The 25269-nt window shown below is 62.7% G+C and carries 20 protein-coding genes; 13 read left to right on the plus strand and 7 right to left on the minus strand.

What is annotated here, in order from left to right; all coding sequences use genetic code 11:
- The first annotated feature begins 9 nt into the window (after window positions 1-9).
- The 10 genes from pilW (at window position 10) to L1P09_RS04140 (ending at window position 10919) form a co-directional block, all read left to right on the plus strand.
- Complete coding sequence (pilW, locus tag L1P09_RS04095) at window positions 10-771, plus strand: type IV pilus biogenesis/stability protein PilW (protein ID WP_029885479.1); 762 nt, start codon at window positions 10-12, stop codon at window positions 769-771.
- Entirely contained in the window at window positions 768-1772 is a 1005-nt protein-coding gene (locus L1P09_RS04100) for a RodZ domain-containing protein (protein ID WP_009682033.1), read from the plus strand. The genes pilW and L1P09_RS04100 overlap by 4 nt, the downstream gene beginning before the upstream one ends.
- Before the next feature lie 3 nt (window positions 1773-1775).
- Window positions 1776-2885: a flavodoxin-dependent (E)-4-hydroxy-3-methylbut-2-enyl-diphosphate synthase gene (gene ispG / locus L1P09_RS04105; RefSeq protein ID WP_009682032.1), complete on the plus strand. Its 1110-nt coding sequence runs from the start codon at window positions 1776-1778 to the stop codon at window positions 2883-2885.
- A 25-nt stretch (window positions 2886-2910) separates the two neighbouring features.
- A complete protein-coding gene (gene hisS, locus L1P09_RS04110) occupies window positions 2911-4200 on the plus strand; it encodes a histidine--tRNA ligase (RefSeq protein WP_054906165.1) in 1290 nt (429 codons plus the stop codon).
- 38 nt (window positions 4201-4238) lie between these two features.
- A complete protein-coding gene (locus L1P09_RS04115; protein WP_009682030.1) occupies window positions 4239-4880 on the plus strand; it encodes a tetratricopeptide repeat protein in 642 nt (213 codons plus the stop codon).
- The gene (gene bamB / locus L1P09_RS04120) at window positions 4881-6023 is read left to right on the plus strand and encodes an outer membrane protein assembly factor BamB (RefSeq protein WP_235768518.1); all 1143 of its coding nucleotides are present in this window, start codon (window positions 4881-4883) and stop codon (window positions 6021-6023) included.
- Between the two features lie 116 nt (window positions 6024-6139).
- A complete protein-coding gene (der, locus tag L1P09_RS04125; RefSeq protein ID WP_029885482.1) occupies window positions 6140-7603 on the plus strand; it encodes a ribosome biogenesis GTPase Der in 1464 nt (487 codons plus the stop codon).
- Between the two features lie 311 nt (window positions 7604-7914).
- Window positions 7915-8850 (plus strand): RHS repeat-associated core domain-containing protein, encoded by a 936-nt coding sequence (locus tag L1P09_RS04130; protein ID WP_225624745.1) that lies wholly within the window; start codon window positions 7915-7917, stop codon window positions 8848-8850.
- Between the two features lie 141 nt (window positions 8851-8991).
- Window positions 8992-10140, plus strand: a complete 1149-nt coding sequence (locus L1P09_RS04135) for a pyridoxal phosphate-dependent aminotransferase (protein ID WP_054906168.1) — start codon at window positions 8992-8994, stop codon at window positions 10138-10140.
- Complete coding sequence (locus L1P09_RS04140) at window positions 10128-10919, plus strand: amidohydrolase (RefSeq protein ID WP_029885485.1); 792 nt, start codon at window positions 10128-10130, stop codon at window positions 10917-10919. The genes L1P09_RS04135 and L1P09_RS04140 overlap by 13 nt, the downstream gene beginning before the upstream one ends.
- A 428-nt stretch (window positions 10920-11347) precedes the next feature.
- On the opposite strand, the gene L1P09_RS04145 is transcribed toward L1P09_RS04140, so the two are convergent.
- Window positions 11348-13903: a PepSY domain-containing protein gene (locus L1P09_RS04145; protein ID WP_235768941.1), complete on the minus strand. Its 2556-nt coding sequence runs from the start codon at window positions 13901-13903 to the stop codon at window positions 11348-11350.
- A 149-nt stretch (window positions 13904-14052) separates the two neighbouring features.
- Complete coding sequence (locus L1P09_RS04150; protein ID WP_054905879.1) at window positions 14053-16356, minus strand: TonB-dependent receptor; 2304 nt, start codon at window positions 16354-16356, stop codon at window positions 14053-14055.
- A gap of 220 nt (window positions 16357-16576) precedes the next feature.
- Here L1P09_RS04150 and L1P09_RS04155 point away from each other — a divergent pair, with 220 nt between their 5' ends.
- On the plus strand, window positions 16577-17257 hold the full coding sequence (locus L1P09_RS04155; RefSeq protein WP_054905880.1) for a Fe2+-dependent dioxygenase: 681 nt from the start codon (window positions 16577-16579) through the stop codon (window positions 17255-17257).
- 2 nt (window positions 17258-17259) lie between these two features.
- The gene (locus tag L1P09_RS04160) at window positions 17260-18009 is read left to right on the plus strand and encodes a tetratricopeptide repeat protein (protein ID WP_054882129.1); all 750 of its coding nucleotides are present in this window, start codon (window positions 17260-17262) and stop codon (window positions 18007-18009) included.
- 105 nt (window positions 18010-18114) lie between these two features.
- Here the strand turns inward: L1P09_RS04160 and L1P09_RS04165 are convergent, their stop codons facing one another.
- The 5 genes from L1P09_RS04165 to L1P09_RS04185 form a co-directional block, all read right to left on the minus strand.
- The gene (locus tag L1P09_RS04165) at window positions 18115-19278 is read right to left on the minus strand and encodes a type III PLP-dependent enzyme (protein ID WP_029885071.1); all 1164 of its coding nucleotides are present in this window, start codon (window positions 19276-19278) and stop codon (window positions 18115-18117) included.
- A 505-nt stretch (window positions 19279-19783) separates the two neighbouring features.
- On the minus strand, window positions 19784-20941 hold the full coding sequence (locus L1P09_RS04170) for an osmoprotectant ABC transporter ATP-binding protein OsmV (RefSeq protein ID WP_054882130.1): 1158 nt from the start codon (window positions 20939-20941) through the stop codon (window positions 19784-19786).
- The gene (locus L1P09_RS04175; protein ID WP_054905881.1) at window positions 20938-21591 is read right to left on the minus strand and encodes an ABC transporter permease; all 654 of its coding nucleotides are present in this window, start codon (window positions 21589-21591) and stop codon (window positions 20938-20940) included. Before L1P09_RS04175 ends, L1P09_RS04170 begins: the two co-directional genes overlap by 4 nt.
- Complete coding sequence (locus L1P09_RS04180) at window positions 21588-22502, minus strand: glycine betaine ABC transporter substrate-binding protein (RefSeq protein ID WP_029885068.1); 915 nt, start codon at window positions 22500-22502, stop codon at window positions 21588-21590. Before L1P09_RS04180 ends, L1P09_RS04175 begins: the two co-directional genes overlap by 4 nt.
- Before the next feature lie 13 nt (window positions 22503-22515).
- On the minus strand, window positions 22516-23229 hold the full coding sequence (locus L1P09_RS04185; RefSeq protein ID WP_054905882.1) for an ABC transporter permease: 714 nt from the start codon (window positions 23227-23229) through the stop codon (window positions 22516-22518).
- A gap of 455 nt (window positions 23230-23684) precedes the next feature.
- Here L1P09_RS04185 and L1P09_RS04190 point away from each other — a divergent pair, with 455 nt between their 5' ends.
- Window positions 23685-25268, plus strand: coding sequence for a peptide chain release factor 3 (locus L1P09_RS04190; protein ID WP_003248481.1), 1584 nt, complete (start codon window positions 23685-23687; stop codon window positions 25266-25268).
- Window position 25269 lies beyond the last annotated feature (1 nt).

The following is a 25269-nucleotide window of genomic DNA, read 5'->3' on the forward strand; positions in this document are numbered from 1 at the left end:
ACCTTGCCCATGAGCCTGCGCGCCGCGCTGTCGATTCTTGCGCTTTCGCTGCTGGCCGGCTGCGTGTCGGGCGGCGCGAGCGACCCGCTGGGCAGCCGCCAGGGCAGGGCCGAAGCGGGGCGTGCCTACGTGCAGCTTGGGCTGGGTTATTTGCAACAGGGTTTGACCGAACAGGCCAAGGCGCCACTGGGCAAGGCCCTGGCCCTGGACAGCAGCGATGCCGATGCGCACGCGGCCCTGGCGCTGGTGTTCCAGGCCGAAGGTGAGCCGGCACTGGCCGAAACACACTTTCGCAAGGCCCTGCAAAGCAGCGGCGGCAATACTCGAATTCGCAACAACTACGGCAGTTTCCTTTATGCTCAGGGGCGATTTGCCGAGGCCGAGCAGATGTTTCGCCTGGCCAGTGCCGATACCCTGTATCCTGAGCGCTCGCGCGTATACGAGAACCTTGGCCTGACTGCCTTGAGGCTCGAACGCCGCGACCAGGCACAGGCATATCTGGTGAAAGCATTGCAGCTCAACCAGCGGCAACCCAGGGCGTTGCTGGAAATGGCTGAGTTGTCCTACGAAAACAGGCATTATGTGCCGGCCCGGGACTACTACGATCGTTTCAGCGAGCTGAGCGCGCACGATGCCCGTAGCCTGCTGCTGGGCAGCCGCCTTGCCAGGGTGTTCGACGAGCAGGGCGCACTGGCCGAAACGGGCCAGCAATTACAACGACTTTATCCCGGTACGCCGGAATATCAGCAATACCTGTCGGAGCAACGATGAACGCCGCGCATCCCGAAGTAGCAGTAGCGCCTGGCCAGAACCCCGGTGAGCTTTTGCGCCTGGCCCGTGAGAAACGGGACTGGTCGCAAGCCGAGGTGGCCCGCAAGCTAAACCTCACTGTCAGTTCGCTGAACCACGTGGAAACCGGTGCCTTCGACAAGCTGCCCGGGCATACGTTTGCCCGTGGCTACATACGTGCCTACGCCAAGCTGCTGGACCTGGACCAGGCTGCGCTGGTCGATGCCTTCGACCGCTACACCGGTACCCATGCCAAGGGCAGCGACGTGCATTCGCTGGGCCGCATCGAAGAGCCGACGCGCCTGTCGCACAACATCCTGCGCGGCGTCAGCCTGCTGTTGCTGCTCGCCGTGGTCGGTGGCGGTTTCGTCTGGTGGCAGGACCAGGGCAGCCTGCGCGGCAAGGACCTGGCCAAGATGGCCCTGGAGCATGTCGAAGTCGAAAGCGCCGACGGCACCACCCAGATCCACCCGCTCGATGAGCCTGAAGACCAGGCCGTTACCGCCGGCCAGCAGGCTGAGACCGCACCGCTGCCGTTGGCGCAAGGCACGGGCGAACAACCCGCTGCAGCTGGCGAGCAGCCGGCGGCCGGTACAGCCACAGAGCCAGCCGCTGGGGCGGCAACTGCCCAGCAGGCGCCCGTGCAGGCAGCCGCCAGCACCCCGGCGGCCACAGCGGCGCCTGTAGCTCCCGTTACGGCCGCGCCGGCCGCAGCCAGTGAGCCTGCGCCAGTGCCGGCCGGTAGCGGCAAGGTCGCCATTCAGTTCACCGCCGATTGCTGGACCCAGGTTTCCGACGGCAACGGCAAGGTGCTGTTCAGCGCCATCAAGCGCAAAGGGGACAACCTCGAACTGACCGGCAAGCCGCCGTTCGCGGTACGCCTGGGCTTCGCCCGGGGCGCCCAGGTCAGCTACAACGGCCAGGCCGTCGATGTTGCCCCGTTCACCAGTGGCGAGACTGCTCGCCTGAAGTTGGGACAGTAAGTCATGCACGGCGAATCTCCGATCAAACGTCGCGAATCCCGCAAAATCTGGGTCGGCAATGTGCCGGTGGGTGGTGATGCCCCCATCGCGGTGCAGAGCATGACCAACACCGACACCAACGATGTGGCCGCCACCGTGGCGCAAATCCAGCGCCTGGTCGATGCCGGCGTGGACATCGTGCGGGTATCGGTGCCAGACATGGACGCTGCCGAAGCCTTCGGCAAGATCAAGCAACAGGTGAGCGTGCCGCTGGTAGCCGATATCCACTTCGACTACAAGATCGCCCTGCGGGTTGCCGAGCTGGGCGTCGATTGCCTGCGTATCAACCCAGGCAACATCGGCCGCGAAGACCGTGTGCGCGCAGTGGTGGACGCCGCCCGCGACCGCGGCATCCCGATCCGCATCGGTGTCAACGCCGGTTCGCTGGAAAAAGACCTGCAGAAGAAGTACGGCGAGCCTACCCCGGCCGCGCTGGTCGAGTCGGCCCTGCGCCATGTCGAGCACCTCGACCGCCTGGACTTCCAGGACTTCAAGGTCAGCGTCAAGGCCTCCGACGTGTTCATGGCCGTGGAGGCCTACCGCCTGTTGGCCAGGCAGATCGTGCAGCCGCTGCACCTGGGCATCACCGAAGCCGGTGGCCTGCGTTCAGGCACGGTGAAATCCGCCGTCGGCCTCGGTATGCTGCTGGCCGAAGGCATTGGCGATACCATTCGCATCTCGCTGGCCGCCGACCCGGTCGAAGAAGTGAAGGTCGGCTACGACATCCTCAAGTCGCTGCACCTGCGCTCGCGCGGCATCAACTTCATCGCCTGCCCGAGCTGCTCGCGGCAGAACTTCGATGTGGTCAAGACCATGAACGAGCTGGAAGGGCGCCTGGAAGACCTGCTGGTACCGCTGGACGTGGCAGTGATCGGTTGCGTGGTCAACGGCCCGGGTGAAGCCAAGGAAGCCCATGTCGGCCTGACTGGCGGCACGCCGAACCTGATCTACATCGACGGCAAGCCGGCGCAGAAACTCACCAACGACAACCTGGTCGATGAGCTGGAAAAACTCATCCGCCAGAAAGCGGCCGAAAAGGCCGAAGCCGACGCGGCGCTGATCGTCCGTGGCTGACACACAGAATTCGTAAGGACTTTTCGTGAGCAAATCGCTGCAAGCCATCCGTGGCATGAACGACATCCTGCCAGAACAGTCGCCGCTGTGGCGCTACTTCGAAGGCACTGTCGCCGGCCTGCTGGACACCTACGGGTACAGCCAGATCCGCACGCCGATCGTCGAGTTCACTGAGCTGTTCAAGCGCTCGATCGGCGAAGTGACCGATATCGTCGAAAAAGAGATGTACACCTTCGAGGACCGCAACGGCGACTCGCTGACCTTGCGCCCTGAAGGCACCGCCGCCTGCGTGCGTGCCGTGCTCGAGCACGGCATCACCGGTAACGGCCAGGTGCAGAAACTGTGGTACATCGGCCAGATGTTCCGCCACGAACGCCCGCAGAAGGGCCGTTACCGCCAGTTCCACCAGATTGGCGTGGAAGTGTTCAACCTCGACGGCCCGGACATCGACGCCGAGCTGATCATGCTGACCTGGCGCCTGTGGGGCCTGCTGGGCATTCAGGACGCGGTCAAGCTCGAACTCAACAGCCTCGGCACCAGCGAGGCCCGCGCCCGCTACCGTGATGCGCTGGTCGAGTTCCTGTCCGCACGCCTGGAGCAACTGGATGAAGACAGCCAGCGCCGCCTGAAAAGCAACCCGCTGCGCATCCTCGACAGCAAGGACCAGAACACCCAGGCGGTGCTGGTTGGGGCGCCAAAGCTGGAAGACTATCTGGACGAACCGTCGCGCGTGCACTTCGAGGGCCTCAAGGCTCGCCTGGAGGCCACCGGCATTCCGTTCGTGATCAACACCAAGCTGGTGCGTGGCCTGGACTACTACAGCAAGACCGTGTTCGAGTGGGTGACCGACAAGCTTGGCGCCCAGGGCACCGTGTGTGCCGGTGGCCGCTACGACGGCCTGGTCGAGCAGATGGGCGGCAAACCGACCACCGGCGTTGGTTTCGCCATGGGTATCGAGCGTCTGATCCTGCTGCTGGAAACCCTGGGCAAGGTGCCGGAGTCCATCAGCCGTACTGTCGACGTCTACCTGTGTGCCTTTGGCGAGCAGGCCGAGCTGGCCGGGCTGCGCCTTTCCGAAGGTTTGCGCGACCGTTTGCCGGGCTTGCGCCTGGCCGTCAACGCCGGCGGCGGCAGTTTCAAGAGCCAGTTCAAGAAAGCCGATAAAAGCGGTGCGCTGTTCGCCCTGATCCTCGGTGAGGACGAACTGGCCAAGCAAGTCATCGGCTTGAAGCCACTGCGTGGCCAGGGCGAGCAAAAGAACATTGCCTGGGATGCTCTTGCCGAGCACCTGGAAACCGCGATCGCGCAGGCGTAACGCGGTTCAACAACGAATAGGCGAAAAGGAGTATTGGGGTGTCGAGTACTGATGATGATGACCTGGCAGGGGTCAAGGACTGGTGGAACCGCAATGGCAAGCCGCTGCTGACCGGCGCATTGCTGGCAGGTGTGGTGGTGCTGGGCTGGAATACCTGGCACAAGTACCAGAACAACCAGTCGCAAGGGGCCTCGCAGTTGTACCAGGCCCTGCTCGAAACCAGCCTGACGCCAAGCGGTCAGCCCGACGCCACCAAGGTCGCGGAACTGGCCGGCAAGCTCAAGAGCGAGTTTGGCGGCACGGCCTATGCCCAGTACGGTAGCCTGTTCGTGGCCAAGGTCGCGGTCGAGAGCGGCAAGCTCGACGACGCCGCCGCCGAGCTCAAAGGTGTGCTGGACAAGCCTGCCGATGCCACCCTGGGCGAAATCTCGCGCCAGCGCCTGGCTCGCGTGCTGGCTGCCCAGAACAAGGCCGAAGATGCCCTGAAGCTGCTTGATGGTGATGCCGACAAGGCGTTCCTGGCCAGCCGTGAAGAGTTGAAGGGTGACCTGCTGGTGCAACTGGGTCGCGCCAGCGACGCGCACAGCGCTTACGAGAAAGCCAAGGCTGCGTTGTCCGATGACGCCGCAGTCGGTGGCCTGCAATTGAAGCTGGATGACCTGGCTAAAGGGGACGCGTAAGTGATCGGTTGGAAACATGCAGCAGTGCTGACCCTGGCCGTACTGGCCGCAGGTTGCAGCAGCAACAGCAAGAAGGAACTGCCCCCGGCCGAGCTGACCAAGTTCACCGAGGAAGTGGTGCTGAAGAAGCAGTGGAGCCGTTCGATCGGTTACGGCCAGGGTGAAACCTACAACACCCTGGTACCGGCCATCGAGAACGACCGCATCTACGCCTCCGACGTTCACGGTGACGTCTATGCCCTCGATCGCATCACCGGCGACGTGGTCTGGAACAAGGACCTGGAGCTGCCGGTTTCCGGCGCAGTGGGCGTGGGTTACGGCCTGGTCATGCTCGGCACCCTCAAGGGTGAAGTCATTGCCCTGGATTCCAGCACCGGTGAAGAACGCTGGCGCTCCCGCGTGACCAGCGAAGTGCTGGCCCCGCCTGCCAACAACGGTGACGTGGTCGTGGTGCAGACCCAGGACGACCGCCTGATCGGCCTGGACGCCGCTACCGGCGACCGCCGCTGGATCTACGAAAACACCCCGGCAGTACTGACCCTGCGTGGCACCGGTGCGCCGATCGTCACCAACCGCCTGGCCATTGCCGGCCTGTCGACCGGCAAGGTCGTGGCGGTGGACATCAACAACGGCGTGCCGGTGTGGGAAAGCCGCGTGGCGATTCCCCAGGGCCGTTCCGAGCTGGAGCGCGTGGTCGACATCGATGGCGGCCTGCTGCTGTCTGGTCAAACCCTGTATGTCAGCACTTACCAGGGCCGCGTAGCGGGCCTGGACCTGGAAAGCGGCCGTGTGCTGTGGCAGCGTGATGCCTCCAGCTACGTGGGTGTCGCCCAGGGCTTCGGTAACGTTTACGTCAGCGAAGCTTCAGGCACTGTCGAAAGTGTCGACGAGCGCACTTCCAGCGCCCTGTGGTCCAACGACAGCATGGCCCGTCGCCAGCTCTCTGCGCCGGAAGTGTATTCCAGCTACGTGGCCGTGGGCGACTTCGAAGGTTACCTGCACCTGCTGAGCCAGGTCGATGGTCGCTTCGTGGGCCGTGAGCGTATCGACAGCGATGGCCTGCGCGCCCGCCCACTTGTGGTCGGTGACACCATCTATGTCTTCGGCAACAGCGGCAAGCTCGAGGCACTGACCATCCGCTGAAGCTATGCTTGAAGCCTTGGCGGGCTTCAAGCCGCGGCGCAGGAAGCGCCGCCCGTACTCCGGCCGCTGCCTTGCAGCGGCCTTTGCATTTTCAAGAATTCGAGAGTGGAGAGCCGATGGTTCCCGTAATTGCCCTGGTGGGCCGCCCGAACGTCGGCAAATCCACCATGTTCAACCGCCTGACCAAGACCCGCGATGCCATCGTCGGCGACCTGTCGGGCCTGACCCGTGACCGCCAGTATGGTGATGCCAGCTGGCAGGGTCGTTCCTTCATCCTGATCGACACCGGCGGTATCACCGGTGACGAAGTGGGCATGGACGAGAAAATGGCCGAGCAGTCGCTCATGGCCATTGAGGAGGCCGACTACGTCCTGTTCCTGGTCGATGCGCGCGCCGGCATGACCGCCGCCGACCAGATGATTGCCGAGCACCTGCGCAAGCGCAACAAAGAGGCGATTCTGGTCGCCAACAAAATCGACAACATCGACGCCGACGTGGCCCGCGCCGAGTTCTCGCCGCTGGGCATGGGCAACGCCATTCCGGTAGCCGGTTCCCAGGGCCGCGGTATCAACGCGCTGATGGAAGCCGTGCTCGGCCACCTGCCGCGCGACCAGGTCGAGGAAGCCCTGGACGCCGACGTCGCCGAAGGCGAAGAGGCGGTGCGCATTCCCGGCCCGAGCGAAAAGGATGGCATCAAGATCGCCATCATCGGCCGCCCGAACGTCGGCAAGTCGACCCTGGTCAACCGCATGCTCGGTGAAGAGCGTGTGGTGGTGTACGACCAGCCGGGCACCACCCGCGACAGTATCTATATTCCGTTCGAGCGCGATGGCGAGAAGTACACGTTCATCGACACTGCTGGCGTGCGCAAGCGTGGCAAGATCCACGAGGAAGTCGAAAAGTTCTCGGTGGTGAAGACGCTGCAGGCGATCAAGGACGCCAACGTGGTGATCTTCGTCATGGACGCCCGCGAAGGTGTGGTCGACCACGACTTGAACCTGCTGGGCTTTGCCCTGGACGCCGGGCGCGCGATCGTCATTGCCCTGAACAAGTGGGACGGCATGCAGCCGGGCGAGCGTGACTACGTCAAGACCGAGCTGGAGCGCCGGCTGTTCTTCGTCGACTTCGCCGACATCCACTTCATTTCCGCCTTGCATGGCACGGGCGTGGGCAACCTGTACAAGTCGGTGCAGGCTGCCTTCAAGTCGGCGGTCACCCGCTGGCCGACCAGCCGCCTGACGCAAATCCTCGAAGATGCGGTGAGCGAGCACCAGCCGCCGCTGGTCAACGGTCGTCGCATCAAGCTGCGTTATGCCCACCTCGGCGGGGCCAACCCGCCGCTGATCGTGATCCACGGCAACCAGACCGAGAAGATTCCCAAGTCGTACTCGCGCTACCTGGAAAACACCTACCGCCGTGTGCTGAAGCTGGTCGGCACGCCGATCCGCATCGAATACAAGGGCGGTGAGAACCCGTACGAGGGCAAGAAGAACACCCTCACAGACCGCCAGGTCAACAAGAAGCGCCGGCTGATGTCGCACCACAAGAAGGCCGAGAAGAAGCGCCGCGACAAGCGCTGAATGCGCGTCGACTGCTTCGCGGGCTCGCCCGCTCCCATAGGTACAGCGCTGGCTTCAAGGAGTGCTATCTGTGTGGAGCAGGTTGACCCGCGAAGACGCATTTTGGTCCAGCGCAATACCTTTACCGTTTCAAACTTCCCCTCCCCAAAAAATCCGCTACGCACATCCGTTGTCTGTGCTGCATGTGTATGAGCGTGTGCGTCATCCCTCTTTGCAGTATGAAAGACCTGTCATTTCTACCAGTTTCCCTTTACGGTTTGGCGTGGGATCTTAGCTCGCAAACCATCCCGTTAATGCTGGAGATCGTCAAGATGGCAGCGAAATTCTTCTATCAAGATAATACGCTAGTCAATGTTATAGCGAGTGAGCGTGCCTCGCGCTATGTACGCACTAAAGAAGTGATCTTGTCCGATCGGTCTGGTGACGTTTTTCCAGCATCATTGCTCGCTTGCGAACTCGGCGGCACGGTGGGCGGGGCTGTGAGTCAACATAGGTTATCGGAGTTCCGGTACGCACCTTACGGTCTGAGGTCTGAAACCTTGTCTGAGGTGACTCAGTTGGGTTTCAATGGAGAGTATTGCCTTCCGGGGGTAGCGCTATACTTATTAGGTAATGGTTATCGTGCCTATAATCCTGGCACGATGCGGTTCGTTTCACCAGATAGTATTTCACCCTTTCACGTTCTCAATGCTTATAGCTACTGCAGGAATGACCCGATCAATAATGCAGATCCTAGCGGGCATCGTCCTGAGACGCGTGCGGCCAGGTTGAGAGCGGCAAGTCAGTTCCTCGACGGAAAGTCTGGAATAATAGCGTCGTGGGCTGCTACCGTGAGAATGCTTGGCAAGCAGACGTTACTGGAGGATGCACGGGATACTAAGAGGCGTGCCCTAGAAGGGATGCAGCTTGCTTATGCAGAATCGGGCGATAAAATAAAATGGTTGTCGAAAAAGCTGAGAAAACGGGATTACAATGATAGCGTTGATATGGTTAGGGAGATGCTGGATAAATTCGTAGATGGTTATGAGTGGCACTTGAAGGCAGTTAATCGAGAGTTCAATTCTAAGGTCAAGTTGTGGGCAGAAAATGAGGCGAATATCAATGATATTGTCCAACAAGCTAGATTGACGCGTAGTAACCTTAACCTTGATCAGGAGGCTAATGGGAGTAATGGGAGTAATGGGAGTAATGGGAGTAATAAGAAGACGAACTGGCTTCGGCGCCTCACTAACCGTATTCGAAGGTGAAATCGGCGAATAGGCCTGCTCTACACAGCTCGCCTTTTGATCCAGCGCATCCCCTCATGGTTTCAACCTTTTTCCTGACCGCTCGATCCGCTATGCTCGGATTCCACCCCGTGCCGGATACACCCCAGGAAAGAGGGCTTCATGATCCGCAGCAAACTGCCGAATGTCGGCACGACCATCTTCACCACCATGTCCCAGCTCGCCGTGCAAACTGGCGCGTTGAACCTGTCGCAGGGGTTTCCCGATTTCAATGGCCCACAGGCACTGCTCGATGCAGTAGGCCGGCATGTGGCCGCCGGGCATAACCAGTACTTGCCGATGACCGGCCTGCCGGCGCTGCGCCAGCAAGTGGCGGCCAAGGTGGAGCGCTTGTACGGGGCGAAGGTGGATGCCGACCAGGAAGTGACCATCACCCCGGGCGCCACCGAGGCCATCTTCTGCGCCATCCAGGCGGTGGTGCATGCCGGTGACGAGGTGATCGTCTTCGATCCGTGCTACGACAGCTACGAGCCTTCGGTGGAACTGGCCGGTGGCCGTTGCGTGCATGTGCAATTGAGCGATGGCGACTTCCGTATCGACTGGCAGAAGTTCAGCGATGCCCTGAGCCCGCGCACGCGCATGGTCATCCTCAATTCACCCCACAACCCCAGCGGCGCCCTGATCACCCGCGAAGACCTCGACCAGCTGGCGCAGCTGATCGCCGACCGGGATATCTACCTGGTCAGCGACGAGGTCTACGAGCACCTGGTCTACGATGGGGTACGCCACGCCAGCGTGCTGGCCCATGCGCAGCTGTACCCGCGCGCCTTCGTGGTCAGTTCGTTCGGCAAGACCTACCACGTCACCGGCTGGAAGACCGGTTACATGATCGCCCCGCCGGCGCTGAGCGCCGAACTGCGAAAGGTGCACCAGTACGTCAACTTTTGCGGCGTCACCCCGCTGCAGTGCGCGTTGGCCGACTTCATGGCCGAGCACCCGGAGCACATCGATGAGTTACCGGCCTTTTACCAGGCCAAGCGCGACCTGTTCTGTGGCTTGCTGGAGGGTTCGCGATTGCGCTTTACCCGCACGGCGGGCACTTATTTCCAGCTGGTTGATTATTCGCAGATACGCCCGGACCTGAATGATGTCGACATGGCGCTGTGGCTGACCCGTGAGCACGGCGTGGCGACCATTCCGGTGTCGGTGTTCTACCAGCAACCCATCCCCGAGCAACGCCTGGTGCGCCTGTGCTTTGCCAAACGAGAGGAGACGCTGCGCCAGGCAGCGGAAAAACTATGCGCGATCTGAGCACATTGCCGAACCTGAAAATCGCCCTGGTGCAGACTACCCTTGCCTGGCATGACCGCGAGGCCAATTACGCGCACTTCGAGGTACTGCTTGAGCAGGCCGGTGAAGTGGACCTGGTGATCCTGCCAGAGATGTTTACCACGGGGTTTTCCATGCAATCGGAAAGCCTGTGCGAGCCTGAGAATGGCCCCACCTACAAATGGCTCAAGGCGCAGGCGAAAAAGTACAACGCGGTGATTACCGGAAGCGTGATCGTGCAGGCGGCCGATGGCAGCCACCGCAACCGGCTGCTGTGGGCGCGCCCGGATGGCGAGATTCTGCACTACGACAAGCGCCATCTGTTCCGCATGGCGGGCGAGCACAAGCATTACACCCCGGGCGAGCGCCAGGTGCAGTTCGAGCTCAAGGGCTGGCGGATTCGCCCGCTGATCTGCTACGACCTGCGCTTCCCGGTATGGAGCCGCGACGCCCAGGACACCGACCTGCTGCTGTACACCGCCAACTGGCCGGCCGCTCGCCGCCAGCACTGGAACCGCCTGTTGCCGGCGCGGGGCATCGAGAACCTGTGCTATGTGGCCGCGGTGAACCGGGTGGGTACGGACGGCAAGGGCTTTGCCTATTCAGGTGACAGCCAGGTGCTGGACTTCCAGGGTGAGAGCCTGCTGAGTGCCGGCGAGGCGGACGGGGTGTTTACCGTGGTGCTGAGTGCGGCGGAACTGGCGGCGTACCGCACCAAGTTCCCAGCCAACCTGGATGCCGATACCTTCGAGCTGCATTGATTGCAAGACCGGCCCTATCGCCGGCGAGCCAGCTCCCACCTGTGGGAGATTCTATGGTTCCTGGCAAGGGTAGCCGGAGCATCTTCAGCGCCTGTGAGATCGAGCGCCGCCCGCGCGGCGCATCGCGAGCTGCGCTCGCTCCTACGCCTGTTTCGGGCCAGTAATGCCTGTGACAGGCGCGCGCGGCCGCCTTGTTTGTACGGCGCGCTATTGAGGCATGCACCAAGGCGTTCGCGCGCGAATCCCACAGGAATAATTGGCCCGAAACAAACGTAGGAGCGAGCGCAGCTCGCGATGCGCCGCGCGGGCGGCGCTCGATCTCACAGGCGCTGCCATACCTTGTGGCAAACACCTGTCAGCCCTAAGGCGATCCCTGTGGGAGCTGGCTTGCCAGCGATAGGGCCCGTGCCGGCTACATCAAAGGCTGATCAGTACACATCCCGCCGATACCGCCCATCCTCGATCAATTGCTGCACAGCAGCCTCCCCAAGGATGCCATTGAGCGCCGCATCCACCCCCGCAGCCATGCCTTGCAGGCTGCCGCAGACATACACACACGCACCCTCTGCCAGCCAACGCTTGAACGCCTCGGCCTGCTGCAGCAACACATCCTGCACATACACTTTCTCGGCTTGATCGCGAGAGAACGCCAGGTCCAGCCGTGCCAGGTCGCCGTTGGCCAGCCAGCCTTGCAGCTCTTCACCACACAACAGGTCATGGGCGCGGTTACGCTCACCGAACAGCAGCCAGTTGCGCTGCTCCCCCGCATTCACCCGCGCCCGCATCAGGCTGCGCAGGCCGGCCAGGCCAGTGCCGTTGCCGATCAGGATCATGGGTGCGGCGTGGCCCGGCAGGTGGAAGCTGCTGTTGCGGCGCAGGCGCAGGCTCAAGGTGCCATTGAGCGGCAGGTATTCGGTCAACCAGCCGGAACCCAGGCCCAGCTGCCCATCGGCGTGGCGCTCCTGGCGTACGATCAACTCGAGCACGCCATCGCTGGCAATCGAGGCGATGGAGTATTCACGGCTGCCAATCGGCACCAGGGCATCGACCAGCGCCTGCGGCTGCAGCCCGACCAAGTGATCACGGCGCGTGGGCAACTGGCGACCGGCCAGCGCCTGGGCCAGGGTTTCACTCAGGCCATTGACCTGCACCGCTGTGGTTGCATCGACCGCCATGCCCTTGAGGAACGCGGCTACCCGCGGTGGACCATTGAGTGGCAGCACTTCCACCAGGTCGCCAGCCTCCCAACTGACCGCGGTTTGCGGTTGCAAGCCGAGCAGGTAGACCGGCCGGCCCTGGCTGCCGGGGTTGAGCAGCTTGCGCTGCACCAGCGTCCAGTTGGCGAAACTTGGGGCTTGCCAGGCGGCCACCGGCTGGGCCCCGGTCAGTTGCGCCAGCGCTTGCTGCCACTGCTGCAGGGCAGACTGGTCGGCATTGTCCACTTCCACCGGGCTGAACGCGCTGTTGGCCCCGCGCTCGGCGAGCCACGCTTGCAGGCGGCGGGCGAAACCGCAGAAGTGCGGGTACTGGCGATCGCCAAGGGCGAGCAGGGCGTAGCTGAGGTTGTTCAGCGCCCAGGGCTGCCCGAGCACTTTGCGCTCGAAGGCGCGCGCGCTGTCGGGGGCTTCACCGTCGCCGAAGGTGCTGACTACAAACAGTGCGCGGCGGGCCTGGCGCAAGTCTTCCTCACCCAGTTCGGCCAGGGCGCGGACCTGCACCGGCAGGCCGGCTGCCTGCAACTGGCCGGCGCTCTGCCAGGCCAGTTGCTCGGCCAGGCCGCTCTGGCTGGCGAAACCGATCAGCCAGCTGTCGCCGTTGCCACTGTTGGCGGCCACGCTGCCGCGAGCGGCGCGCACCTGGCGCTTCTTGCGGCGGCGGTCGAGGTACAGCAGCCAGCCGGTGACGAAGAACAGCGGCATGGTCAGGCTGGCGATGGTGACGATGATGCGCCCCGGCAGGCCAAAGTATTCACCCACATGCAGGGCGTAGACGCTTTGCAGCAGTTGGGCCTTGAAGGATTTGTCGGTATAGCGCTCCTGGCGCCTGACCTGGCCGGTGGCCGGGTCCAGCACCAGGGTGTTGAAGGCCCGTGGGTGGTCGGCGCTGTCCAGCAAGTAGAACAGGTTGGCCGGCTGACCGCCTGCCGCTGGCAGGCGCAGGTTGTACGCCGCCAGGCCGGGCCCGGCAGCCTGTTTGAGGCTGGCCCAGATGGCATCGTAGTCGACCACCCGCGGCGGCGCATTGGGGTCGACCTTTTGCGGCCCGTGGCGGCCGCGGCCCTCACCGCGTTTGTGCTGCTGGCCAGCGGCCGGGACATCGGCCAGCAGCCTGTTCAGGCCTTCGCGGTACCACTCGTAGGACCAGAACAGCCCGGTCAGGGCAAACAGCAGGTAGAACAGCAGGCACCAGGTGCCGGCCACGGCGTGCAGGTCCCAGTTGAAGGCGCGGCCCTTCTTGGCCCAGTCCAAGGTCAGCCATGTGCGCCAGTTAAGCGCCTTGCGCGGCCAGCGCAGGTACAGGCCGGACAGGCAGAAAAACACCAGCAGCAGGGTGCAAGCGCCCGTGATCTGCCGGCCGGTATCACCCATCGCCAGGAAGCGGTGCAGGGTGAGCATGAGGTTGAAGAAGCCTTGCCCGGCCACTTCGCCCTTGAGCTCGCCGGTGTACGGGTCGGCGTAGCGCAGCAGGCCACGGCGTTCGCCCGGTGCGGGCATGAAGAAGATACGGGCGGCATTGCCTTCGCGCACATCCACCCACAGCATCGATACCTTCTCGTGTTGCTGGGCTTCGACCCGTTGCACCAGCTCGGCTGGCGGCAGTACGCCTTCGGCGCGCACCTCGACCTTCAGCACGTCGGCATTGAAGGCGCGCAGCAGTTCTTCCTGGAACGAGTACAGCGCTCCGGTAATGCCCATCAAGGCCAGCACCAGGCCAGCGGTGATGCCAAAGAACCAGTGCAATTGGAACAGCGTCTTCTTCACCACATCATCACCTTGTGTTTCTGCCGCATGCTGCGCGGCGTGCATTATGCCTTGATACGCAAAAGCCCCGCTCACGGAGATGAACGGGGCCGGGGTGGGTGTTTTTTAGCGTGTTGCGGTTTACCAGCGCCGCCCGGTCAACCCAACCCCTGTCAGAAGTGCACGCTGGTGGTCAGCAATGCCGTGCGCCCAGCCGCCTGGTTGGCGAAGTGGGTGGAGAAGGTCTTGTCGTAGTAAACCTCGTTGGTCAGGTTCTGCACGTTCAATTGCAGGTCGATGTTCTTGGTCAGCTTGTAGGCAGCCATGGCGTCGTAGCGTACATAGCTGTCGACCATGGTGGTGTTGGCTACGCTGCCGTACACGTCATCCACGTAGAACGCACCGCCGCCCACGGTCAGCTTTGGTGTAATCGCGTAGGTGGTCCACACGCTGGCGCTGTTGTTCGGGGTGTTCGGCAACTGGTTGCCGTCGTTGGCCTTGCCCAGCGGGCCGCCGTCGATCTGGCGGGCCTGCATGTAGGTGTAGCCAGCGAACACTTGCCACTTGGCGGTGATCTTGCCGCTGGCCGACAGTTCGATACCCTGCACGCGGGTTTCGCCGACGTTCTCGTAGCTTGTGGTACCGACCTGAACGCGCGCGTTTTCCTTCTCGGTGCGGAACAGCGCGGCGGTCAGCGACAGGCGCTGGTCGAGCAGGTCCCACTTGGTGCCGATTTCGTAGTTGGTGGTTTCTTCCGGCTCCATGTCGCTGCTCAACAGGTTGCCGGCACGGTCGGTGGTGTTGCCCAGTGGGTTGGCCTCCATGCCTTCGCCCAGCATTGCACCCGGTGGGGTAGCAGAGGTGGCGTAGGACACGTAGACGCTGCCGTTGTCGGCCGGTTTCCATACCAGGCCCAGCTGGCCGGTGACGAACTCGCTGGTATCCTTGCCTTTGGCGGCTACGCCCTTGGCATTGACCACGGTGGCGCCAGCAGCGTCATAGGTGCGGTACTGGGTATCGAAGTGGTCGTAACGCAGGCCCATGTTCACCAGCCATGCAGGCGACAACTCAAGGGTGTTGAATACATACAGGGCGCGGGTGTCGCTCTTGGTGTCGGTGCCGGCGTAGTTGCGGGCGATGCTGCCGTTCCACGGGTCATCCGGGTTCGGGTTGCTCAGCGAGGTGCAGTTGTAGCCGCTGTTGGCGCCGATCAGGCCGGGGTTGCACACGGATGCGTTCAGCCCGGTGTTGGTGTTGACGGTGTAGCTGGAGCGGTCGCTTTCTTCGCGGCCCAGCTCGATGCCGGTGGAGAAGCTGTTCTTCATGCCGCCCAGGTAGAACTCGCCAAACAGGTCGGTCTGGTTGGTGGTGGTGGCGGTGTTGCCAACGCGGGTGTTGGCCCGGCGCCAGACGCTGCCGTTGTTGACGTTGCCCTTGCTGTCGTCCGGTTGGGTGAGGATGTAGTCCTGCATGCTGTTGCCGTGGCGCAGGGTGTTCTTCACGGTCAGCGCGTCGGTCAGGTCGTGTTCGATGGCGAAGGTGGCGATATCCACCCGGCTCTTGCGGAAGTCGCGACCGCTCAGGCCATAGAAGTTGTCGCTGTCGCCGCCATCATCCGGCTTGCTCGGGTGGGCCGAAGTACGGGCAGCGCTGCCAGCCAACGGAATGCTGTACGGGATGCCCGAGTCCGGCAGGTCGTCGCTTTCCAGGTGGTAGTAGTCGAGGTTGACGCGGGTTGGCGTGCCCAGGCCGAAGGCCAGCGACGGGGCGATGCCCCAGCGGTCGTAGTTCACCTTGTCGCGGCCGGCGACGTTGCTTTCATGGGTCATCAGGTTCAGGCGGCCGGCCACGGTATCGCTGAATTGGTAGTTACCGTCGAAGGTATAGCGTTGGGTCTGGTCGCTGCCCCAGGTCCAGGCACCGTCCAGCGAGTTGCCCAGGTGCGCGCGCTTGCTCACCAGGTTGATGGTACCGCCCGCTGCCCCGCGGCCACCTACGGCGGAGTTCGGGCCCTTGGCCACTTCAACCGACTCGATGGCGAAGATTTCGCGGGTTTGTGCGCCAGTGTCGCGCACGCCGTCCAGGTAGGTGTCGCCCTGGGCGTCGAAACCGCGAATGAACGGGCGGTCGCCTTGCGGGTTGCCACCTTCGCCGGCGCCGAAGGTAATGCCTGGCACGGTGCGCAGCGCGTCTTGCAGGGTCAGGGCGTTGGTATCCTTGATCATCTGTTGCGGGATCACCGTGACCGAGCGCGGGGTGTCCACCAACGGCGCAGTGTACTTCTGCGAAGCAGCGCGCTCGGTTTTGTAGTCGCTGCTGGCCTGCTCAGCCTTGCCGTTCACGCTGGTGGCATCCAGGGTGATGGCACTGCTGGCAGCCGGGTCGGCGGCGTAGGCCGACGATGCGCCAAGCGCGATGCCTATGGCGCTAACGATCAGACGCGGTGAGCTTACTGCAGATGGTACGGACTGGCGCATTGCTGGAAACCTTCCCCAAGGTGGTGAGGCGGCGGATACTAATGTAATCGATTGTGACTAACAATTGAGATTCGTTACCATTCGTGAAGAATTTACAATCTTTACAATTTGCCCTTAAATTTCCAATCGGCTGAAACGTCCTAAGCGGCGAAAAGGCTTGTGTAGCGCAAAAGGGAATCAATATCATTGGGCCTTTACAGTTCCCGACGGTAACCTTGCCATGCTGCTGCACATCCCAGGCCTGTTCGCCGCTGACGAACTGGCCCGTATTCGCGAGGCGCTGGAGCAGGCTGACTGGGCCGATGGCAAGGTGACTGCCGGCTACCAGTCGGCCAAGGCCAAGCACAACCTGCAACTGCCAGAAGGGCACCCGCTGGCCAAGGAAATCGGCACCGCGCTGATCGACCGCCTGTGGAAGACCCCGCGCTTCCTGTCGGCGGCGTTGCCGCACAAGGTGTTCCCGCCACTGATCAATTGCTACCGCGAGGGCGGCAATTTCGGCTTTCACATCGACAATGCCCTGCGCCAGCCCAAGGGCAGCCCGGAGCGCGTGCGTACCGACCTGTCGTCCACGCTGTTTCTCAGCGACCCGGGCAGCTACGACGGGGGGGAACTGGTCATTCAGGACACCTATGGTGAGCAGCAGGTCAAGCTGGCGGCCGGAGACCTGGTGCTGTACCCCGGCACCAGCCTGCACAAGGTCAACCCGGTCACCCGCGGGCAGCGCTATGCCGCCTTCTTCTGGACCCAGAGCCTGGTGCGTGAGGACAGCCAGCGCGCGCTGCTGTTCGAAATGGACAATGCCATCCAGCAACTGACGGCCGATGTGCCAGAACACCCTGCGTTGCTGCAATTGACGGGCACCTACCACAACCTGCTGCGCAACTGGGCCGAGGTCTGACCGTGGGCTATCAGTTGCGGCGTGAGGAAGTGCTGGACGTGGCCGGGTTGCGGGCCATGCTTGAGCAAAGCCCGGGCAAGGCGGCCCAGGCCATCCTGGCAGCGGCGGGGCAGGGCGTGGTCGAAGCGCAGTTGCTGCTCGGGCAGATCCTGCTCGATGGGCGCGGGATTGAAGCCGACGCCGAGGTTGCCCGGCGCTGGTTTGCCATTGCCGCGCAAGGTGGCAACGCCATGGCGCATAACATGCTCGGGCGTTGCCTGGAGCATGGCTGGGGCGGTGCGGTAAACCTGGCTCAAGCCGCCGTGCACTATGCCCGCGCCGCCGATGCCGGGCTTGCCTGGGGGCTGTACAACCTGGGTAACCTGCTGGCGACCGGGCGTGGTGTGCCGGCCAACCAGGCGCAGGCTCTGATGTGCTACGAGAAGGCCGCACAGCAGTGGCATGCCAAGTCGATGAACCTGTACGGGCGCTATCTGGAGCAGGGCATTGCCACCGCGCCCAGCCCCGCGCGTGCGGTGCGCTGGTATCGCCGGTCGGCCGAGGCAGGGGATTTTCGCGGCATGTTCAGCCTGGGGCTGGTGCTGGTCGAGCGTGGCCAGGTAGCCGAGGCTGCGCCTTGGCTGGAGCGTGCGCGGGTCGAGGGTAACCTGAATTTCCTGCGTGCGGCGCTGGTGACCCTGCAGGGCGCGGGGCCGGTGCTCATGGCGTTTGCCGCGCGCTATGCCGAGGAAATCGAACGGCGCGAAGCTTGAAGTTGCCTGTGCTGGCCCAATCGCCGGCAAGCCGGCTCCCACCTCGACAGCGCTGATCTCGGCATCTGCACACATGAAAACGGGGCCTCGCGGCCCCGTTGTGCATTACAGGTAGTAGGCCTTCAGCGGCGGGAAGCCGTTGAATTCCACTGCGCTGTAGCTGGTGGTGTAGGCACCGGTCGACAGCCAGTACAGGCGGTCACCAATGGCCAGGTTCAGCGGCAGGCCGTACTTGTAGTTCTCGTACATGATGTCGGCGCTGTCGCAGGTAGGGCCGGCGATGACCACTTCTTCGGTTTCGCCTTTCTTCTCGGTCCAGATCGGGAACTTGATGGCTTCGTCCATGGTTTCGATCAGGCCGGAGAACTTGCCCACGTCGGTGTAGATCCAGCGCTCGACGGCGGTACGCGACTTGCGTGCAACCAGCACCACTTCGCTGACCAGGATGCCGGCGTTGGCGATCAGCGAACGGCCAGGTTCGAGGATGATTTCCGGCAGCTCGTCACCGAAGTCTTCCTTGAGGAAGCGAATGATTTCTTCGGCGTAGGTTTCCAGGCTGTTGGTACGGGTGATGTAGTTGGCCGGGAAGCCACCGCCCATGTTGATCAGCTTCAGTTCGATGCCGTCTTCTTCCTTCAGGCGCTCGAAGATCACCTTGACCTTGGCGATGGCGGCGTCCCACACGCTGATGTCGCGCTGTTGCGAACCGACGTGGAAGGAGATGCCGTAGGGCACCAGGCCCAGGTCGCGGGCCAGGATCAGCAGGTCCATGGCCATGTCGGTCTGGCAGCCGAATTTGCGCGACAGCGGCCAGTCGGCAGTGGTCGAGCCTTCGGTGAGGATACGCACGTACACTTTCGAGCCCGGGGCGGCCTTGGCGATGTTGCGCAGGTCGGCTTCGGAGTCGGTGGCATACAGGCGCACGCCCTTCTCGTAGAAGTAGCGGATGTCCTTGGACTTCTTGATGGTGTTGCCATAGCTGATGCGGTCAGCGCTGACGCCGCGGCCCAACACCTTGTCCAGCTCGTAGATCGAGGCGATGTCGAAGCTCGAACCTTTCTCCTTGAGCAGGTCGATGATCTCGACAGCCGGGTTGGCCTTCACCGCATAGTAGACCTTGGCGAATTCAAAACCCGCGCGCAGGTCGTCGTAGGCCTGGCTGATCATCTGGGTATCGATGAGTACGAACGGGGTTTCCTGCTTGTCGGCGAACGCCTTCATTTTCTGGAAGGTATCACGCGCGAAGTAGTCTTCGACCTGGATCGACATGCTCAGGGACTCCATGGGCAAACTGAAAGATTAAGTGGCTGCAAACTGAACGTCCTCCGTATCCCCACTTTGGTTCGCCTACTCAGTACTTGAGCCGGATGGATCGTTTCCAGCATGGACGTTCGGCGCGCACTTTAGGGCGTGAAGAATGCAGAATCAACAGGCAATCCTGGCGTGATCGGCGTTGATCGGCCACCTGTCGTTTGAATAAGCGACTCATATGACCGGCTGATGTTCCCGGTGGTGTTTCAAGCGTAAAAAATTGTGGAATGGACCACGCCGGCCCATGTGCGGGTGAAGCCGCTGCTACAGGGTTTTGACCTACCCTGTGGCAGCAGCTTGATGCCCGATGGCACCGGAGGTGTTCATATTTATGGCCACGCTTTTCTGGTACCCACGTACCGAAAATCGCGCATAAATTTTTTGTTACCGACCAACGGATGCGACGTTTCAGGTGCGGGAAACCCGTATCCGCACCTTGCTGCGCATCACTGGGCAGCGCTCCTCAGGATGCCACCGCCTCGGCCGGGGAGACGATGCTGGTCTTGGCGCCGCGCGAGCGGCCGGAACTCAGGTACGCCGCAATCGACTCCTGGGTCACCTCGCCGAGGAACACCTGCTCGGCATCCAGCACCGGCAGCCACGCCCGGTTGAACTCGTACATGCGCGACAGCAGGATGCGCAGGTGCTCGTCGTGCGAGGCAGTGGCGTTGAACGGGCGCAGGAAGTCACCACAGGTGCCCTGCTGGCGGTGCATGTCCCGCCGGCGTACATAGCCCAGGGCCTTGTTCTGCGCGTTGGTGACCACCACGTAGCGGCGGTCGTGTTCGTCGAGCAGTTCCAGCGCATCGCTTACCGGGGTTTCCGGGCTGACCGCCGGGGCGTTGTCTGCCGCATCTTCGGCGCGCACCAGCAGCAGGCGCTTGAGGGTGCTGTCCTGGCCTACGAAGTTGCTCACGAACTCGTCTGCCGGGTGCGCCAGCAGGGTGTCCGGGTGGTCCAGCTGCAGCAACCTGCCGGCACGGAAGATGGCAATCTTGTCGCCAAGCTTGATCGCTTCGTCGATGTCGTGGCTGACCATGATCACGGTCTTGTTCAGCGCCCGTTGCATTTCGAAGAATTCGTTCTGGATCATTTCACGGTTGATCGGGTCGACCGCGCCGAACGGTTCGTCCATCAACAGCACCGGCGCATCGGCCGCCAGCGCGCGGATCACGCCGATACGCTGCTGCTGGCCACCGGAAAGCTCGCGCGGGTAGCGTTGCAGGTACTGTTTGGGCTCGAGCTTGATCATGTGCATCAGTTCGCGGGCGCGTTCGTGGCATTTCTGCTTGTCCCAGCCGAGCAGGCGCGGCACCACGGTGATGTTCTCTTCGATGGTCATGTTGGGGAACAGGCCGATCTGCTGGATCACATAGCCGATGTGCCGGCGCAGGGTCACTTCGTCCAGCCCGGTGGTGTCCTCGCCATTGATGAACACCTGGCCCGAGGTTGGTGTGATCAGGCGGTTGATCATTTTCAGCGTGGTGCTTTTGCCGCAGCCCGATGGGCCGAGGAACACGCAGATTTCCCCTTCGTTGACGGTGAGGCTTACCGCGTCGACGGCTTTGACGTCCTTGCCGTTGACGTTGAAGGTTTTGCTGAGGTTCTTCAGTTCGATCATGAGCGCAGTCCTTCTGGAGTCAGGGCACGTTGCAGGGTTTGCAGCAGCAGGTCGGCGATGATGGCCAGCAGGCTGACCAGTACCGCGCCGACCAGCAGCATCGACATGTCGCTGCGGCTGATGGAGGTCAGGATCAGCACGCCAAGGCCGCCGGCGCCGATGGTGGCGGCAATGGTCATGACGCCGATGTTCATCACCACGGCGGTACGCACGCCGGCGAGGATCACCGGCACGGCGATGGGCAGCTCGACCATGCGCAGGCGCTGGCCGAAGGTCATGCCGATGCCGCGCGCGGCTTCGCGGATGCCGGGTTCGACATTGGTCAGGGCCAGGTAGGTGTTGCGCATGATCGGCAACAGCGAATACAGGAACACGGCGGTAATCGCTGGGAGCGGCCCGAGGCCTTGGCCGAATTTGGAGTAAAGCGGCAGCAACAGGCCGAACAGGGCGATCGACGGGATGGTCAGCAGTACCGTGGCGCTGGCCTGCAGCGGGCCGGCCAGGGCAGGGAAGCGGGTCATGAGGATGCCCAGCGGCACGCCCACCAGAATCGCCAGGCCCACGGCCACACCGACCAGCATGATGTGTTGGCCGGTCAGGTTCAGTACCTGGGTCCAGTCGAGGTGGTTGAAGGTATCGATCAGGTTCATGGCTGGCCCTCGCTGGTCAGTGGGTGATCGCGCAGGAAGGCGGCGGCCACGGCGGTCGGGTTCTGGTGCTCAACATCGACCTTGGCGTTGAGCTGGCGCATGGTTTCATCGTCCAGTTGCTCGGCCAGCGGTTTGAGCAGCCCCGCCAGCTGCGGGTTGGCGTCGAGCACGGCCTTGCGCACCACCGGCGCGGCCGTGTAGTCAGGGAAGTAGTGCTTGTCGTCTTCCAGCAGCTTCAGGTTGAAGGCGCTCAGGCGGCCATCGGTGGTGTACACCAGGCCGGCGAACACCTGGTTGTTGCGCATGGCGGTGTAGACCAGGCCCGCGTCCATCTGGCGGATGTTGGCGCGGCCCAGTTGCAGGTCGTACATCGCCTTCAGGCCGACCAGGCCATCGGGGCGGTTGGCGAACTCGGTGTCCAGCGCCACCAGGTGCTTGCGCTCGCTTTCGTCACGCAGTACCTGGTTAAGGTCGCTGATGCTGTTGACCTGCGGATAGGCCTCGGCCACTTGCTTGGGCAGGCCCAAGGCGTAGGTGTTGCTGAACTTCGACGGGGTCAGCCAGACCAGGCCTTTTTTCGCGTCCAGCGCCTTGACCTTGGCGTAGGTGGCTTCGGCGCTGGGCATGCGTTCTTCGATGTGGTTGTACGACACCAGCGATACGCCGGTGTATTCCCACATCAGGTCGAGCTGGCCGGTTTCCTGGGCCTGGCGCGCGATGTTGCTACCCAGGCCGGTGGTGACGCGCACGTCGAAACCGTTGGCACGCAGGTACTGCGCGGTGATTTCGGCCAGTACGGTCTGTTCGGTGAACACCCGCGCGCCGATGCGGATCTGGGGCTTTTCCGCTGCCTGGGCAACTCCTGCGAACAGCAAGGCCGCGCCCAGCAGCAAGGCGATTGTTTTCTTCATGCGTTCCCTATCCTTAGTGGGCCAGGCCACGTTCCAGCCAGCGCTTGCTGGAGAAACTCACCGCCGCGTCCAGTAGCAGGGCCAGCAGTGCGGTACAGGCGGCCCCCAGCAGCAGCTGGGGCTGGTTGTTCAGGGCGATGCCGGGGAAGATCAGGCTGCCCAGGCTATTGGCGCCAATCAGGAATGCCAGCGGTGCGGTGCCCACGTTCAAGGCCAGGGCCACGCGAACACCGCCGACAATGATTGGCACGGCGTTGGGCAGCTCGACCTGCCACAGTTGCTGGCGTGGGGTCATGCCAATGCCCGTGGCGGCTTCCTTGAGCGAGGCGGGGACGTTTTTCAGGCCTTCGTAGGTGTTGCGCACGATGGGCAGGAGGGAGGCGAGGAACAGTGCGAAGATCGCCGGCCCGGCGCCGATGCCCAGGATACTCAGGGCGATGGCCAGAACGGCCAGGGGAGGAATGGTATTGCCAACGTTGAAGAACTGCATGAAGCGCTCGGCTTGGTCGACCCGGTGCGGCCGACTGAGCGCAATGCCGGCGGGGATGCCCACGGCCAGTGCCGCCGCCATCGAAGCCAGCACCAATACCAGGTGCGCTTGCAGGTAGAACCCAAGATCGTCGCGATACCGCGCGATCGTATCGATGCCGATCCAGTGGACCAGCAGGGCCAGGATGACGAGCACGGCGGCCCATCCCAACAGCCCTTTACCGTAGCGTTTAGCCACAGGCGGACTCCTTGTGTTGTCGGCGAGCACACTTCTTGGTTGCCGGCCAGGGGTGGCGGCGGGTGGTGTGTTCGCGAGTAGCAGCCAGATGCAAACCGAAGGCTGCGATCTGGCCATGAGCCGAACCCCGTCGGGCCCGAAAATGCTGATGAAACCAGCCCTCAACCGAAGCGGGTTGCAGGGGAGTGGACGTCTCCAGGGCCCTAAAGGTTCCCATTTGAGGCGGCATTTGGCCAGCGTTAATCACTGGGGGAATGCAAATCTGGCGAGAGAAAACAGCGGCTTAGCGCGCTGCAGGCGTTGAAATAACTGCCCTGTGGCCATTTGTCGTGATAAAGCGATTGTGTGGTGAATCTGCTGCCAGACCTGCAACCTCTCAATCAGCAGATTTTGGTCCCCGCCCAACTTCAGGTATGATATCGCCCCTTTCAAATCCCCCAGTCAGGCGATTTCCCATGACCAACCAGGCCGCCGAAGTCGCGAAGCGCCGCACTTTCGCAATCATTTCCCACCCCGACGCCGGTAAGACCACCATCACCGAAAAGCTGCTGCTGATGGGCAAGGCCATTGCCGTCGCCGGTACCGTGAAGTCGCGCAAGTCCGACCGCCATGCCACTTCCGACTGGATGGAAATGGAGAAGCAGCGCGGCATCTCCATCACCACCTCGGTGATGCAGTTCCCGTACCGCGAGCACATGATCAACCTGCTCGACACCCCCGGCCACGAAGACTTTTCCGAAGACACCTACCGCACCCTGACCGCCGTGGACTCGGCGCTGATGGTGCTGGACGGCGGTAAAGGTGTAGAGCCGCGGACCATCGCCCTGATGGACGTCTGCCGCCTGCGCGACACGCCCATCGTCAGCTTCATCAACAAACTCGACCGTGACATTCGCGACCCGATCGAACTGCTCGACGAGATCGAGGCGGTGCTGAAGATCAAGGCCGCGCCGATCACCTGGCCGATCGGTTGCTACCGTGACTTCAAGGGCGTGTACCACCTCACCGGTGACTACATCGTGGTCTACACCCCTGGCCACGGCCATGAGCGCACCGAGGCCAAGATCATCCAGAAGCTGGACTCCGACGAGGCCCGCGCCCACCTGGGTGACCAATACGATTCGTTCGTCGAGCAACTGGAGCTGGTGCAGGGTGCTTGCCACGAGTTCAACCAGGAAGAGTTCATCAATGGTCAGCTGACCCCGGTGTTCTTCGGTACGGCACTCGGTAACTTCGGTGTCGACCACGTGCTCGACGCGGTGGTCGACTGGGCGCCGCGGCCGCTGGGGCGTGTGGCCCACGAACGTACCGTAGAGCCGGTCGAAGAGAAGTTCACCGGTTTCGTGTTCAAGATCCAGGCGAACATGGACCCGAAACACCGCGACCGTATCGCGTTCATGCGCATCTGCTCGGGCAAGTACGAAAAGGGCATGAAGATGCGCCACGTGCGCCTGAACAAGGACCTGCGTATCGGCGATGCGCTGACCTTCTTCTCCTCCGAGCGTGAGCAACTGGAAGAGGCCTTTGCCGGCGACATCATCGGCCTGCACAACCACGGCACCATCCAGATCGGTGATACCTTCACCGAAGGCGAGGCCCTGGGCTTTACCGGTATCCCGCACTTCGCCCCGGAGCTGTTCCGCCGTGTGCGCCTGAAGGACCCGCTGAAGTCCAAGCAGCTGCGCCAGGGCTTGCAGCAGCTGGCGGAAGAGGGTGCCACGCAGGTGTTCTTCCCTGAGCGCAGCAACGACATCATCCTGGGTGCGGTCGGTGTGCTGCAGTTCGACGTGGTCGCCAGCCGCCTGAAGGAAGAGTACAAGGTCGAGTGCGCCTACGAGCCGATCACCGTGTGGTCGGCCCGCTGGATCAGCTGCGACGACAAGAAGAAGCTCGAGGAATTCCAGACCAAGGCCATGGAAAACCTGGCCATCGATGGTGGCGGCCACCTCACTTACCTGGCGCCGACCCGGGTCAACCTGGCGCTGATGGAAGAACGCTGGCCGGACATCAAGTTCCGCGCTACCCGCGAGCACCACTGAC

The organism is Pseudomonas juntendi (genome assembly GCF_021560075.1).
In the GTDB taxonomy this organism is placed as follows: Bacteria; Pseudomonadota; Gammaproteobacteria; order Pseudomonadales; family Pseudomonadaceae; genus Aquipseudomonas; species Aquipseudomonas juntendi.

Excerpts from the sequence above, each read along its gene's own strand:
- pilW (WP_029885479.1), top strand. The coding sequence starts at position 10 with ATGAGCCTGCGCGCCGCGCTGTCGATTCTTGCGCTTTCGCTGCTGGCC.
- L1P09_RS04100 (WP_009682033.1), top strand. The coding sequence starts at position 768 with ATGAACGCCGCGCATCCCGAAGTAGCAGTAGCGCCTGGCCAGAACCCC.
- ispG (WP_009682032.1), top strand. The coding sequence starts at position 1,776 with ATGCACGGCGAATCTCCGATCAAACGTCGCGAATCCCGCAAAATCTGG.
- der (WP_029885482.1), top strand. The coding sequence starts at position 6,140 with ATGGTTCCCGTAATTGCCCTGGTGGGCCGCCCGAACGTCGGCAAATCC.
- L1P09_RS04130 (WP_225624745.1), top strand. The coding sequence starts at position 7,915 with ATGGCAGCGAAATTCTTCTATCAAGATAATACGCTAGTCAATGTTATA.
- L1P09_RS04135 (WP_054906168.1), top strand. The coding sequence starts at position 8,992 with ATGATCCGCAGCAAACTGCCGAATGTCGGCACGACCATCTTCACCACC.
- L1P09_RS04140 (WP_029885485.1), top strand. The coding sequence starts at position 10,128 with ATGCGCGATCTGAGCACATTGCCGAACCTGAAAATCGCCCTGGTGCAG.
- L1P09_RS04150 (WP_054905879.1), bottom strand. The coding sequence starts at position 16,356 with ATGCGCCAGTCCGTACCATCTGCAGTAAGCTCACCGCGTCTGATCGTT.
- L1P09_RS04155 (WP_054905880.1), top strand. The coding sequence starts at position 16,577 with ATGCTGCTGCACATCCCAGGCCTGTTCGCCGCTGACGAACTGGCCCGT.
- L1P09_RS04165 (WP_029885071.1), bottom strand. The coding sequence starts at position 19,278 with ATGTCGATCCAGGTCGAAGACTACTTCGCGCGTGATACCTTCCAGAAA.
- L1P09_RS04170 (WP_054882130.1), bottom strand. The coding sequence starts at position 20,941 with ATGATCGAACTGAAGAACCTCAGCAAAACCTTCAACGTCAACGGCAAG.
- L1P09_RS04175 (WP_054905881.1), bottom strand. The coding sequence starts at position 21,591 with ATGAACCTGATCGATACCTTCAACCACCTCGACTGGACCCAGGTACTG.
- L1P09_RS04180 (WP_029885068.1), bottom strand. The coding sequence starts at position 22,502 with ATGAAGAAAACAATCGCCTTGCTGCTGGGCGCGGCCTTGCTGTTCGCA.
- L1P09_RS04190 (WP_003248481.1), top strand. The coding sequence starts at position 23,685 with ATGACCAACCAGGCCGCCGAAGTCGCGAAGCGCCGCACTTTCGCAATC.